General features: G+C 41.8%; 12 protein-coding genes. 3 read left to right on the top strand and 9 right to left on the bottom strand.

The window, feature by feature from the left end; translation table 11 throughout:
• Positions 1–104: 104 nt before the first annotated feature.
• Both glpK and GLP24_RS09645 read right to left on the bottom strand, forming a co-directional pair.
• Positions 105–1,628 (bottom strand): glycerol kinase GlpK, encoded by a 1,524-nt coding sequence (gene glpK, locus GLP24_RS09650; protein WP_101768093.1) that lies wholly within the window; start codon positions 1,626–1,628, stop codon positions 105–107.
• A gap of 89 nt (positions 1,629–1,717) precedes the next feature.
• A complete protein-coding gene (locus GLP24_RS09645; protein ID WP_101768092.1) occupies positions 1,718–2,569 on the bottom strand; it encodes an MIP/aquaporin family protein in 852 nt (283 codons plus the stop codon).
• Between the two features lie 597 nt (positions 2,570–3,166).
• On the opposite strand from GLP24_RS09645, the gene zapB reads away from it, so the two are divergent.
• A complete protein-coding gene (gene zapB, locus GLP24_RS09640) occupies positions 3,167–3,409 on the top strand; it encodes a cell division protein ZapB (RefSeq protein ID WP_045028996.1) in 243 nt (80 codons plus the stop codon).
• A gap of 146 nt (positions 3,410–3,555) precedes the next feature.
• Here zapB and GLP24_RS09635 read toward each other — a convergent pair whose 3' ends face one another.
• The 6 genes from GLP24_RS09635 to priA all read right to left on the bottom strand — a co-directional run bounded on the left by GLP24_RS09635 (position 3,556) and on the right by priA (position 10,841).
• The gene (locus GLP24_RS09635; RefSeq protein ID WP_232615925.1) at positions 3,556–4,464 is read right to left on the bottom strand and encodes a 1,4-dihydroxy-2-naphthoate polyprenyltransferase; all 909 of its coding nucleotides are present in this window, start codon (positions 4,462–4,464) and stop codon (positions 3,556–3,558) included.
• 147 nt (positions 4,465–4,611) lie between these two features.
• Positions 4,612–5,943, bottom strand: a complete 1,332-nt coding sequence (gene hslU / locus GLP24_RS09630; protein WP_101768090.1) for an HslU--HslV peptidase ATPase subunit — start codon at positions 5,941–5,943, stop codon at positions 4,612–4,614.
• 10 nt (positions 5,944–5,953) lie between these two features.
• On the bottom strand, positions 5,954–6,481 hold the full coding sequence (gene hslV, locus GLP24_RS09625; RefSeq protein ID WP_101768089.1) for an ATP-dependent protease subunit HslV: 528 nt from the start codon (positions 6,479–6,481) through the stop codon (positions 5,954–5,956).
• A gap of 183 nt (positions 6,482–6,664) precedes the next feature.
• Positions 6,665–7,264 carry an SPOR domain-containing protein gene (locus tag GLP24_RS09620; RefSeq protein WP_152653810.1) on the bottom strand — a complete coding sequence of 200 codons (600 nt, stop codon included), beginning with the start codon at positions 7,262–7,264 and terminating at the stop codon, positions 6,665–6,667.
• 168 nt (positions 7,265–7,432) lie between these two features.
• The gene (gene cytR / locus GLP24_RS09615; RefSeq protein WP_265576736.1) at positions 7,433–8,458 is read right to left on the bottom strand and encodes a DNA-binding transcriptional regulator CytR; all 1,026 of its coding nucleotides are present in this window, start codon (positions 8,456–8,458) and stop codon (positions 7,433–7,435) included.
• A 181-nt stretch (positions 8,459–8,639) separates the two neighbouring features.
• Positions 8,640–10,841 carry a primosomal protein N' gene (priA, locus tag GLP24_RS09610; protein WP_232615924.1) on the bottom strand — a complete coding sequence of 734 codons (2,202 nt, stop codon included), beginning with the start codon at positions 10,839–10,841 and terminating at the stop codon, positions 8,640–8,642.
• Between the two features lie 268 nt (positions 10,842–11,109).
• On the opposite strand from priA, the gene rpmE reads away from it, so the two are divergent.
• Positions 11,110–11,322 carry a 50S ribosomal protein L31 gene (gene rpmE / locus GLP24_RS09605; RefSeq protein WP_101768085.1) on the top strand — a complete coding sequence of 71 codons (213 nt, stop codon included), beginning with the start codon at positions 11,110–11,112 and terminating at the stop codon, positions 11,320–11,322.
• A gap of 120 nt (positions 11,323–11,442) precedes the next feature.
• On the opposite strand, the gene metJ is transcribed toward rpmE, so the two are convergent.
• Positions 11,443–11,760 (bottom strand): met regulon transcriptional regulator MetJ, encoded by a 318-nt coding sequence (gene metJ / locus GLP24_RS09600; RefSeq protein ID WP_101768084.1) that lies wholly within the window; start codon positions 11,758–11,760, stop codon positions 11,443–11,445.
• Between the two features lie 306 nt (positions 11,761–12,066).
• Here metJ and GLP24_RS09595 point away from each other — a divergent pair, with 306 nt between their 5' ends.
• Positions 12,067–13,233: an O-succinylhomoserine (thiol)-lyase gene (locus GLP24_RS09595; protein ID WP_232615923.1), complete on the top strand. Its 1,167-nt coding sequence runs from the start codon at positions 12,067–12,069 to the stop codon at positions 13,231–13,233.
• Positions 13,234–13,393 lie beyond the last annotated feature (160 nt).

Below are 13,393 nucleotides of genomic sequence, written 5' to 3'. Positions count from 1 at the left end.
GTTATAGGTTGATGATCTAACGCAACAGAATCAGCATTATGTGGTGACGGCGAAATAAAAAAGGCCTGCTATTACGAGCAGGCCCTAAGTGTTATTAAATACGATTACTCGTCGTCATCTTCTTCATCAAATGCCCAGCCTTTGGCACATTCAACTGCACGTTGCCAACCACGGTAGCGACGATTACGTTTTTTATCGTCTTCGCATGGTGTAAAGCTACGATCTAATTGTGATTTATGTTTAAGTTCATCAATGCTGTCCCAAAAACCAATGGCTAAACCTGCTAAATAAGCCGCGCCAAGAGCGGTAACTTCGGTAACGACAGGGCGATGGACTTCCGTTGCTAAAATATCTGCTTGGAATTGCATCAAGAAGTTATTGGCAACAGCGCCACCATCAACTCGTAATATATCGAGCTTAATGCCTGAATCAGCTTGCATCGCATCAAGTACATCACGGGTTTGGTAAGCAACACTTTCAAGGGTGGCACGAATAATATGATTAGAATTCACGCCGCGAGTTAAGCCAACAATCGCACCACGCGCATACGGGTCCCAATAAGGTGCCCCTAAACCAGTAAAGGCAGGCACCACATAAACACCGTTAGCACTGCCGACTTTTTCAGCAAAGTATTCTGAATCGTTAGCATCACTAAGTAGTTTTACTTCATCACGCAACCATTGGACTGAGGCTCCTCCCATAAAAACAGCGCCTTCAAGGGCGTAAGCAACTTCACCTTTAGGACCACAAGCAAGGGTTGTTAGCAGACCATTATGGGAGGTGACTTTTTCTTTGCCAGTATTCATTAGCAAGAAACAGCCCGTACCATAGGTGTTTTTAGCCTGTCCTGCAGAGACACACATTTGACCAAATAAAGCGGCTTGTTGATCGCCCGCAATACCCGCGATAGGAATACGAGTACCGCCTTTACCACCAATATTGGTTTGACCGTAGACTTCAGATGAGGCTTTCACTTCTGGCATCATCGATAGTGGAATATTCAATACCGATAATAATTTTTCATCCCATTGCAAGGTGTTGATATTAAACAGCATGGTGCGAGAGGCGTTAGTGTAATCAGTAACGAAAACACGGCCTTGAGTCATTTTCCAAATCAGCCAAGTATCGACGGTACCAAATAATAATTCACCCGCTTCAGCTTGCTCTCGTGCGCCTTCAACGTTATCAAGGATCCATTTAACTTTGGTGGCGGAGAAATACGGATCAACCACTAAACCTGTCGCTTCTCGAATATAATCAGTTAACCCTTGTTGTTTCAATTCTTCACACATATCAGCAGTACGACGACATTGCCATACGATAGCGTTATAAACAGGTTTACCGGTTTTTTTATTCCAAACGATGGTGGTTTCACGTTGGTTAGTAATACCAATCGCCGCCACTTGATCGCTGCGAATACCTGCTTTGGCTAATGCTTCAACCATGGTTGAACTTTGGGTCGCATAAATTTCAAGAGGATCATGCTCAACCCAGCCAGCTTTAGGATAGATTTGAGTAAATTCGCGTTGTGATGAACAAACGATATTGGCATTGTGATCGAGCACCACCGCGCGAGAGCTGGTTGTTCCTTGATCTAGCGCCACAATATATTTTCGATCAGTAGTCATGATGGGTTCCTCGTTATCTTTATTATATTAGAGTCAGTGTCAATTGAGGGGGCATTAAGACCCCTTTGATTGTATTTATGGTTCAAATATTATGCTTCAACCGCAGGGGTCTCTGTATTGCCTTCACATTTGTTCGGTAGCGTACATTTGTTACCTGGAAGGTAAACACCCATAAATTTAGGGTATGCCCAGCCACCAAAAAGTGCGCCACAAATTGGTGCCAGTATTGGTACGATAAAGTAAGGAATATCTTTAGCACCAGTGAGTGCTACTGTGTCCCAACCCGCAAAGAAAGTGAGTAACTTTGGTCCAAAATCACGCGCAGGATTCATGGCAAAGCCAGTTAGTGGACCTAATGAGCCACCGATAACGGCAATCACTAAGCCGATGAGCAAAGGACCCATAGCACCACGAGGGGCACCATTTTTATCATCGCCAATCGCTAAAATGGCAAACATTAAAATTGCTGTAATGGTAAATTCAACCGCAAATGCACCACCAAAGCTTAATGATGGGTGAGGGAATGTTGAAAAGATAGAGGCGGTATCAAGGCTAGCAACCGTGCCACGAACAATGTTATGGCTGGCTTCATAATCAGTAAAAAGGTTGCTGTATAAAGCATAAATTAACGCTGCCGCTGCAAAAGCACCTAATACTTGCGCCATGATATAAGGCAAAACTTTGCGTTTATTGAAACCATGGAAACTGGCTAAGGCGATGGTTACTGCTGGGTTTAAATGGGCACCAGAAACCCCTGCTGTGACATAAATAGCAATGGCGACGCCAAGACCCCACATTATACTTATTTCCCATTGACCAAAGTCAGCACCGGTTAATTTCATCGCCGCGACACAGCCAACACCAAAAAATATCAGTAGTCCAGTACCGATAAATTCTGCAAAACATTCTCCGACTAGCGCATTAGGTTTGGAACTTGCCATATTGTCAGTCCTTTTGATAAGTAATGTAGGGTATCTCGTTATCCTTTATGCGCTGTAATTTACAATAGTTACTTTTTTTTAAAATAATAACGACTCAGTAATGTGCGTTCGAGCATAAATTATTTTCTAAAGTGAGCGTTTGGTGGGTTTTTATTGTCGAGTTAGTTAGGGACAGATCATCGATTGTGATATTTAGGTTATATTGTCGCGAGGGTATGGATTAGAACCATGAAATATAAAATAGCGGCGCTAAATTATCATGGTAATGTCAGACATAATTTGAGAAGGTTCGCAGTTATTACATTATTGACGGTTGACTGTGAAAAAATGATTTTGATGGTATTAACGTGGGTTAAATATGCTTAAAGTTGTTGAATTTAGCTGTTTTTAACTGCTAAATTAAGTAGATATTAGCTGCCTTTGCAAAAATTACATCAGACTTGTATGATTTTCCGTCAATTGCACGAATGCAATGGAAATGTAGATGTCAGCAAGCCATTGCCTCGTTAGAATAGTAGCTAAATATATATAACCCTGTCCGTAGAGATTACCTTCAATTGTTAAGGTAAATATATGGGCATAGATCAGGTGAACAATATGTCTCTAGAAATGTTGGAAAAATTGGAAGCCAAAGTTCAAATGGCTGTGGATTCAATTTCTTTGTTACAAATGGAAATTGATGAACTAAAAGAAAAAAATGATAGCCTAGCTATGGAAGCACAAGAACTACGTTCTGGTCGTGAGAGTCTTGTTCAAGATAACGAAGCACTACGTGGTGAGCATAACGTATGGCAAGATCGCGTACGTACACTACTAGGTAAGATGGATAGCGTAGAATAATCGCGTATTTATTTTAATACGATTATCGGCTCGGTATAACACCTGAAAAAGGTGATATGCCGAGCCGATATTTTATGTGTTGAGATTATGTTTACAACAACGAATGAGTTTATATCGAATGGTAGTTAATGCCACCGTGCAATTTATTAGGCTAATACCATACCGATAGCAAACAATAAATTGGTGATTAAGGCACATTTAACCATGGTTGCCATCATGGGTCTTAGGGCTGCGCCATCCGTTGAATCATACACTTGACGACCATGATTAATTAGAAGTGGTAGGCTGAGAATAAATAACCAGCCAAAGAGTGATTTTACTTCTAATAGGGCAAACAAGCTAAACAATACCACACTAGTCGAAAGTAGTATTAGATGGTATTTACGCCCCCATTGCGGGCCCATGCGTACCACTAAGGTTTGTTTACCACAGGCTTTATCATTATCAATATCACGTAAATTATTGATATTGAGTACACCAACAGCCAATAAACCACACGCTGTTGCGGGTAACATGATTAATGAATCAATTTGCCCAGTTTGTAGATAATAAGTACCCGCGACACCAAGCCATCCAAAAAAGATCAGTACTGATAGATCCCCAAGACCACGGTAGCCATAAGGTTTATTACCTACGGTATAGGCAATAGAAGCGGCAATTGCCAGTAATCCAAGTACTAAAAATCCAATAATATCATGCGGGTTTTTACACGCGATTAAAATTAAGGTTAAGCCACTAATAGCGGTAAGAATAATATTAACAATCATTGCTTTACGCATTGTTGCTGCCGTAACTAAACCTGATTGCATGGCACGTTGTGGACCTAAACGATCATTGTTATCGGTACCTTTAACGGCATCACCGTAGTCATTAGCAAGGTTAGAAAGGATTTGTAATAAAAGGGCGGTTAATAACGCGAGCGCTGCAATACTTGCAGAAAAACTACCATGCCATTTTGCAACGGCGCTACCACATACGATTGAGGCGATGGCAAGAGGTAAGGTTTTTGGTCTGGCGGCATCTAACCAAATTGTCAGTGAAGAGGGTGAGTTCATAAATTAGATACTTAAAGTGAATACTGAAAAGGTATTATGGCGTAAATTTGGTCATGCGCAAATTTATCCCATTAATGTTTGTAAAAAACAAAAAAACGGCGCGAAAAAACGCACCGTTTATAATGATAATAATTGGTTTAAATTTGATTATAAAATGAAGCGGCTTAAATCTTCATCAGCAACAAATTCACCTAAACGTGCTTGTACATAAGCATCATCGATTAGGAATTTTTCGCCTGCTTTTTCGCTAGCATCATAAGAAATCTCTTCCATTAAGCGTTCCATAACAGTGTATAAACGGCGGGCACCAATATTTTCAGTGCGCTCATTTACCTGCCATGCAGCTTCAGCCAAGCTATTAACACCTTCTGCGGTAAATTCGATATTTACTGACTCAGTTGCCATTAACGCAACATATTGCTGAGTTAATGATGCTTTTGGCTCAGTAAGAATACGTTTAAAGTCATGGCTAGTCAGTGCTTCTAGTTCCACTCGAATCGGTAAACGACCTTGTAGCTCAGGAATTAAATCTGACGGTTTAGCGACTTGGAATGCGCCTGATGCGATAAATAAAATATGATCTGTTTTAACCATACCGTGTTTAGTCGACACTGTACTGCCTTCGACCAATGGTAATAAATCACGTTGTACGCCTTCACGAGAAACGTCAGGACCTGATGATTCACCACGCTTACAAATTTTATCGATTTCATCAATAAAGACAATACCGTTATTTTCTGCAGCAAAAATAGCTTGTTCTTTTAATTCTTCTTGATTAACGAGTTTAGCGGCTTCTTCTTCAGTTGCAGCTTTTAACGCGTCTTTGATTTTCATCTTACGTTTTTTGCTAGTGTTACCAGCAAGATTTTGGAACATGCCTTGTAACTGGTTGGTCATTTCTTCCATACCAGGAGGCGCCATGATTTCAACGCCCATTTGTGGCGCTGCAACATCAATCTCGATTTCTTTATCATCAAGCTTACCTTCACGTAATTTCTTACGGAAAGATTGACGAGTGGTTGACTCTGTTGGCGCTTCTTCGTTTTGTCCCCATGCATCACGTGCGGGTGGCAATAACACATCAAGAATACGTTCTTCTGCTAGTTCTTCAGCATGGACACGTACTTTTTCTGTTGCTTGTTGATGAACCATTTTGACTGCGACATCAGTAAGGTCGCGAATAATGGTTTCGACTTCTTTACCGACATAACCTACTTCAGTAAATTTCGTCGCTTCAACTTTAATGAACGGAGCATTAGCCAGTTTAGCTAAACGACGGGCGATTTCAGTTTTACCTACGCCTGTTGGACCAATCATTAGAATATTTTTAGGGGTTACTTCTACGCGCAGCTCTTCAGGAAGCTGCATGCGACGCCAGCGGTTACGCAGTGCAATCGCAACCGCTCGCTTGGCTTTGTCTTGACCGATAATATGGCGGTCAAGTTCGTGAACGATTTCGCGAGGAGTCATCTCAGACATTGCAACTTCCTTACTTAGTTTCTAGTTCTTCAATAGTATGATTGTGGTTGGTAAACACACAAATATCACCCGCAATATTTAACGCTTTTTCAGCAATTTCACGTGCGCTAAGATCGGTATTTTCTAATAATGCAATCGCTGCGGCTTGGGCGAAGTTACCGCCAGAACCAATAGCAACTAAATCATGTTCTGGTTGCACTACATCACCGTTACCAGTAATGATTAATGAGCCAGTTTCATCAGCAACGACTAATAAAGCTTCTAGCTTTCGTAGTGCACGATCAGTACGCCAATCTTTGGCTAACTCAACCGCTGATTTCAATAGATGGCCTTGGTGCATTTCTAATTTACGTTCGAAACGTTCAAATAAAGTAAAAGCATCAGCCGTGCCGCCAGCAAAACCAGCGAGTACTTTATTGTTATAGAGACGACGAACTTTGCGTGCATTGCCTTTCATTACTGTATTGCCAAGTGAGACTTGACCATCACCAGCAATTACGACATTGCCGTTACGACGAACAGATACAATAGTTGTCATGTTAAACTCTCTTTGATTCAGCTCCGACGTTAGCCGGGATCTTTAATGCTATTAGATCTGGGGATAGAGACGGCGGTTTTCAAGGTGTCGGTGACAATTGCTGATTGTGGTTGTCATCATTATTGCACTTATAAAAAAGGATGCCACATAGGCATCCTTTAGTGTTATTACGCTTAATGATGATTATTGCCAGAACCAAATTGCACAAGGGCTAATGCCATTTTTTTGTAATTTGTTCTGATCATTCATGGCCAAGCGCTTATCTTTATAAGGGCCAAGTACGACGCGGTACCAAGTACCTCTATCGTTGGTTGATACTTTTATTTGGCTGTTTAATCCTTGAAATGCAATCGTTGCTTTGCGCTCATCAGCTTGAGCTTGGCTATGGTAAGCACCACATTGTAATAAATAAGGCTTACTGGGCTTATCTTTTGCAACGACTTGTTTAGGCGTTAAGACGGGCACAATGACTTTTTTATTTTCTAATTCTTGAATATAACGCCATTTTTCTTCAGGTTTCGGAGGTAGGGCGTTGGTATCGGTTTTTACTGGTTGCGGTTTGATAATAATCGCAGCTGGTGTGACAGGTGCAGTTTCAGGCACATCAGTCCCTGAAAGGAAAAATAAACCTACAATTAGTCCACACACTAATATAACAGCCAATGCCGCCCATTTTGTTGGAAAACCTGTTGACGGTGTTTTTTTGCCTTTATGGCTGGCTTTTGCCTTTATTGGCGCTGGTTTCGGTGAGCGCCCGCGTTTTACATAATCTTTAGTGGCCACAATATCGACAAATTAGTTGGGAAGATAGACAGAACGCTATGTTACAAAGTTGGATTGATCCTGACCAGTTATTATCGCGGTTTCACTGATAATTAACCCCATATTACGACAAAGATGATCGGTTTTATGATCTTGGTACGGTAACGCGCCGAATATGGGGGAAATCAATTAGCGACTTGGTGGCGCAGCACTTTCACGAATAACCAGTTTTGCATCCAATAAACGTGAACCTGCCTGAACATCTTTACCTTTGAGCAATTCAAGTAGCATTATCATGGCTTGACGGCCGATCTCATAACGAGGCTGTGAAACCGTCGTTAAAGGTGGATCGCAATATTCTGCAAATTGAATATCATCAAAACCGACAATAGACATATCATGCGGTACACGTAAACCAAGACGTTTGGCTTGTTGCATTGCGCCGATAGCCATTACATCAGAATGACAAAATAATGCGGTTGGCGGTTCAGGTAAAGCTAGTAGCGCAGTAATCGCCCGTGCTCCTGCGGCAAAGCTGAAGTCACCTTTAATGGTGTAGGCAGGGTTTAAGGTAATGCCGGCACGACGGAGAGCTTGCTGATAACCTTGCTGGCGGAACTGCGACAGGGCTGCTTTATCAGGGCCAGTAATTTGGGCGATGCGTTTATGGCCCATTTGGGTGAGGTAATTCACCGCATCAAAGGCTGCGGTTAAGTTATCAATGTGCACCGTAGGTAATTCAAGCTCTGGCGCATATTCACACGCCATGACTAATGGTGGTAGATTTTTTTGTTCAGGTTTACTGACGTCAAAGGGTAAATTATTACCTAATAACAACATACCATCAGCTTGCTTAGTAAACACTAAATTCGCAAATGAGTTTTCCCGACGTTGTTGTTGGCCGCTGTCACCGAGTAACACTAAATAACCATTTTCCATCGCTGCTTCTTCAATGCCACGAATAATCTCAGTGAAATAAGGATCACAGATATCCGGAACAATGGTCACAATGGTTTTCGATTCATTGCGGCGTAGGTTACGTGCCAGTGAGTTTGGTGAATATCCAGCTTCCATTACGGCTTGCTCAACTTTTTTCCTTGTTGATGCCGATACTTTTTCCGGGTTCATTAGTGCGCGCGAAACCGTCGCGGTTGATACCCCGGCTAGCTGGGCAACGTCCTTCATTGTCGCCATAGTGCTTTCCTCTTTTGCTATATTTTTCTAGTTTACAGTTGACGGGTTGATACTGAAAATATTCAAATATATTTGTCAACTAATTGTAACTGACTGAAAAAAGTCAATTCATGAGCATATTGTAGAATGGATGCATAAGTTGAAACTTGCTTTCAATAGCATAAATTACATTCGCTATGTGAACTGCATCGCATTGTCTAGTTTAAGTTAAATCTTGTGGTTCGACATCAATTGACCATCGAATTTTTTTAGCAAGCGGTAATAATTGGATCGCTGGCTTGGCAATACTGAGCATTTGTTGAAGTTTATTTCGATTAGGCGTTTGTAAAATTAATTGCCATCGGAATCGTCCTGCACGTCGAGCAAGCGGGGCGGGATTAGGGCCTAAGACACAACAATCTTGATCATAAACTGGGCTCGCTTCAAAAATTGCGCGAATTTGTTGTAAGAATTGACACACTAAATCACTGTCATTAGCTTCAGCGCGAAGTAGCACTAAATGAGTAAAGGGTGGCAGTAATGCTTGGCGGCGTTCAGTTAATGCTGTTTGAGAAAAAACGCCATAACCTTTATGCAGTAATGATTGTAGCAATTGATGCTCAGGATGATGGGTTTGTAATAATACTGAACCTGGTTTACTGGCACGTCCAGCTCGACCTGCAACCTGAATAAACAGTTGTGCTAGTCGCTCAGAGGCTCGAAAATCATTACTGAATAATGCGCTATCAACATCAATTAATGCGACTAAAGTAACATCAGGGAAATGGTGTCCTTTTGCTAACATTTGGGTGCCGATTAAAATTTGATATTCGTTGTTTTTAATCGCTTCTAAATAGTTTTCGAGTGACCCTTTACGACGGGTACTATCTCTATCAATACGTACAGTTTTAAATTCAGGAAATAGCTCTGCTAATTGTGCTTCAAGTTGCTCGGTACCGACACCCACTGGTGATAATTGCGTTGATCCACATTGTAGGCATTGGTGCATTATTGGTCTTTGAGTCGCACAATGATGGCAGCGTAATTCACCTGATTGTTGGTGAAGGGTATAGTACGCATCACAACGATCACATTCTGCGATCCAACCACATTCATGGCACATCATTGCAGGTGAAAAACCACGTCGATTAAGAAACAACATCACTTGGTTACCCGCATTGAGGTTTTTACGCATTTCTGCGATCAGCGGCGCTGATAATCCTGCATTTAGATATAAACCTTTGACATCAATAACGCCATGACGAGCAGCGCTAGCATTTCCGGCACGTTTTGAAAGGGTCAGATAATGATATTTACCTGTTTGAGCATTATGTAAGGTTTCAAGTGCAGGGGTTGCTGAGCCTAAGATGATTGGAATGTTTTCTTTATTGGCACGCATTACCGCCAGATCACGGGCATGGTAACGTAAGCTATCTTGTTGTTTATATGACGCATCATGTTCTTCATCAACAATAATAATCCCGAGGTTCGCAAACGGGGTAAATAGTGCTGAACGGGTACCAATAATGATCCCTGCTTGATTATCTCGCCCAGCAAGCCATGCCGTCATGCGTTCACTATCATTTAGACCTGAGTGTACGGTTTCTAATGGCACATTAAAACGGCGCTTAAAGCGGTTAATAGTTTGTGGGGTTAAGCCTATCTCTGGGACTAAAATAAGCGCTTGTTTACCCGCAGCTAAAATGGGTTCAAGTAGATTAAGATACACTTCAGTTTTTCCTGATCCCGTGACGCCATCTAATAGATAACATCCAAAATCTGGATTACTGTTAACGGTGGCAATGGCTAACGCTTGCTCTTCGTTTAAACGTGGTTTTTGTTCTGTGATCGCAAACTTCGGTTGCCATTGATGTTGTTTTGGTTGCTGCTGTTGTTCGATTACCCAGCCTTTTTGTACGACAGCTTTTAAGGTCGCACTATTAACGTCATGAGTGAGTAAGCTTTCGTGACTGAGTGGACCATGACGTAATAGATTTAGAATTTGAGCTTGCTTAGGGGCGCGCTTTAAACCATTTAGCGGCTGATCACGACCCGCTTCGGTAAGCTGCCAGTATTTTAGCGGTGCGGTTGATGCTTCTCGACCTTTACGTAATAAAGCGGGCATCGCATTGGCTAGAGTATCCCCTAATGGATATTGATAATAACGACTGGCCCATTTTAATAACTCAAAGAGAGCGGGTTGCCATAAAGGTTGGCTATCTAAGACTTGTTGAATCGGTTTTAACTGTTGAACAGGAAAATCAGAATCATTACCGATAGCAATTATAATCCCGACTAATCGTTGGCGACCAAAAGGCACTAGCACGCGTCCACCGATAACTGGGGTGGTGTTAGGTTTGATTAAATAATCAAAAACTTTGTCGAGTGGGATAGGTAAAGCAACGCGCGCTATTAGGGGGTTCATATTTTATCGCTTTGATTGAACTTGTACTAAATAATAACAGATCGCGTGATATGGAATAAGTGCTGCTATGTAGCAATCATTAATTACTGTTTTAGTGATTGCTACAAAGAGTGATAAAAAAACAGCGTCTGAGTTGATCTATTGAGAACGATTGATTACTATACGCCGCCTGATTTGTCGTAAATTTACGGCAGACTATTTTATTAATCACGTGTGGTGCCCGGCTTTGGATCGGGAGAGCGACACGGCCTTAACTTGAGGTTTCCCCATGAAACAAGGTATCCACCCAGAATACAAAACAGTAAACGCACGTTGTTCTTGCGGTAACACTTTCGAATTTAACTCTACTATGAGTAAAGACATCAGCCTTGATGTATGCGATAAGTGTCACCCATTCTACACTGGTAAGCAACGTCAAGTTAGCTCTGGCGGTCGTGTGGACAAATTCAACAAGCGTTTTGGCGCGCTTGCTAGCAAGTAATTATTTGCCAGCTGAATTTACAAAAAAGGGATGCGCAAGCATCCCTTTTTTTATAGCTTAAATTTGTCAGATGTAAAAAAACCAGCAGTCATGCTGGTTTTTTGCTATCTCATGTACATGTTATTCATTAATGTCTTCGTAAGTAATACCCATCGCATCCATCAATAACTTTGCTTCTGCAGGAATATCGTCAGGGTGATCTTTACGGATATCATCATCTGTAGGTAACGGTTGGCCTGTATAGGCATGTAAGAAAGCTTCACAGAGTAGTTCACTGTTGGTAGCGTGGCGCAGGTTATTGACCTGACGGCGAGTACGTTCATCAGTAAGAATTTTGAGAACCTTTAATGGAATAGACACTGTAATTTTTTTTACTTGTTCATTTTTCTTACCGTGTTCTGCATAAGGGCTAATATATTCGCCATTCCACTTTGCCATGTTTTACCTTCTCAGCGATGTTTAATTAATGATGATAACAATGTCGCGATGACGGTTGTTAGTACATAGTCATGATAGGCGGCGATATTACGTGAACATCGCTAGTTTGTCCTCTACCGTGGTATATAACAGTTACTAGATCACGACTATTTTTTCAATTATTGAATTTTAGCGGGATTTACTGCTATAAGCAAAGACATATAGGCGTCCAGATGTGTTGACGTCTTATTTTGAGGTGGTTAAGGTTGTTAACAGCCATCATTATTTATTTACAGGGTTCACCCCCTTATAACAAGGAACGTTATTATGAGTGATAAGCAGCTTGCGACCATTGCGGTTCGCACTGGTATTGATGTTGATTCACAATACAATGCAATTGTTCCGCCTATTTATTTAACTTCAACCTATAGTTTTCCCGCTTTAGGTGAGTTACCTCAATATGATTATTCCCGTTCAGGTAATCCGACCCGAAATACATTGGCTGATGCCTTGAGTGACATGGAAGGCGGTGCGGGTGGGGTAGTGACTAGTTGCGGTACTGCTGCGATGAATTTATTGGTCTCAGCGCTTTTGGGGCCTGATGATTTATTGATTGCTCCCCATGATTGTTATGGTGGCAGTTACCGTTTATTTAATACTCGCGCGCAGAAAGGCGATTTTAAGGTGCTGTTTATTGATCAGTCTGATCCAGAGGCCTTAGCGGCGGCGTTCGCACAAAAACCAACCTTGTTATGGCTTGAAACCCCCTCTAACCCTTTAGTGCGTGTCATCGATATTAAAGCGATCTGCCAACAAGCACAGACGGTTGGTTGCCAAGTTGCGGTTGATAACACCTTCCTATCACCATTATTACAACAGCCATTATCGCTGGGCGCTGATTTTGTGGTGCATTCAACCACTAAATATATTAATGGCCACTCTGATGTTATCGGGGGTGTTCTCATTGCTAAAGACCAAGCTGCGGCTGAAAATTTAAGTTGGTGGGCCAATTGTATTGGTGCAACGGGGGCACCCTTTGATGCGTATTTGACGTTACGTGGATTACGCACATTAGCACCAAGAATGCGGATGCATGAAGAAAATGGTGCGGCAGTATTGGCTTATTTACAGCAACAACCTTTGGTTGGCACCATTTATCATCCAAGTTTACCGACTCATGCAGGGCATGAAATTGCTAAGCGTCAGCAACGTGGTTTTGGTTCGATGATGAGTTTTGAATTCGCAGGAAGTTATCAACAACTGGAATTGTTTGTTAAAACGCTACAATTGTTTTCGTTAGCCGAATCATTAGGGGGAACTGAGAGTTTAATTGCTCATCCTGCATCGATGACCCATCGCGCAATGACTGATGACGAACAGCGAGCGGCAGGGATTTCAACTTCTTTATTGCGGTTATCAGTTGGCTTAGAAGATCCTCGTGATTTAATGGCCGATCTTATGCAAGCATTTGCTGCTGCCGAGGCGATCTGTTGATAAAAAAAGCTATGCCAGTGACATAAATTTGGTGGTAGTTGATTTGCGTGTTTTTGCGATTGAAAGCTCGTGGTATCGCGAGAATCCATTAGTGATTCAGGCGCTAAATAGGATGTGATGGTAGGGGGGTAATATCTGATATTAGCAGGTGAGTGACAAT

This window comes from Photobacterium carnosum (genome assembly GCF_021236965.1).
Lineage (GTDB): Bacteria > Pseudomonadota > Gammaproteobacteria > Enterobacterales > Vibrionaceae > Photobacterium > Photobacterium carnosum.
Note: the sequence above shows the minus strand (reverse complement) of the source record. Positions and strands in the feature narration are given on the sequence as shown.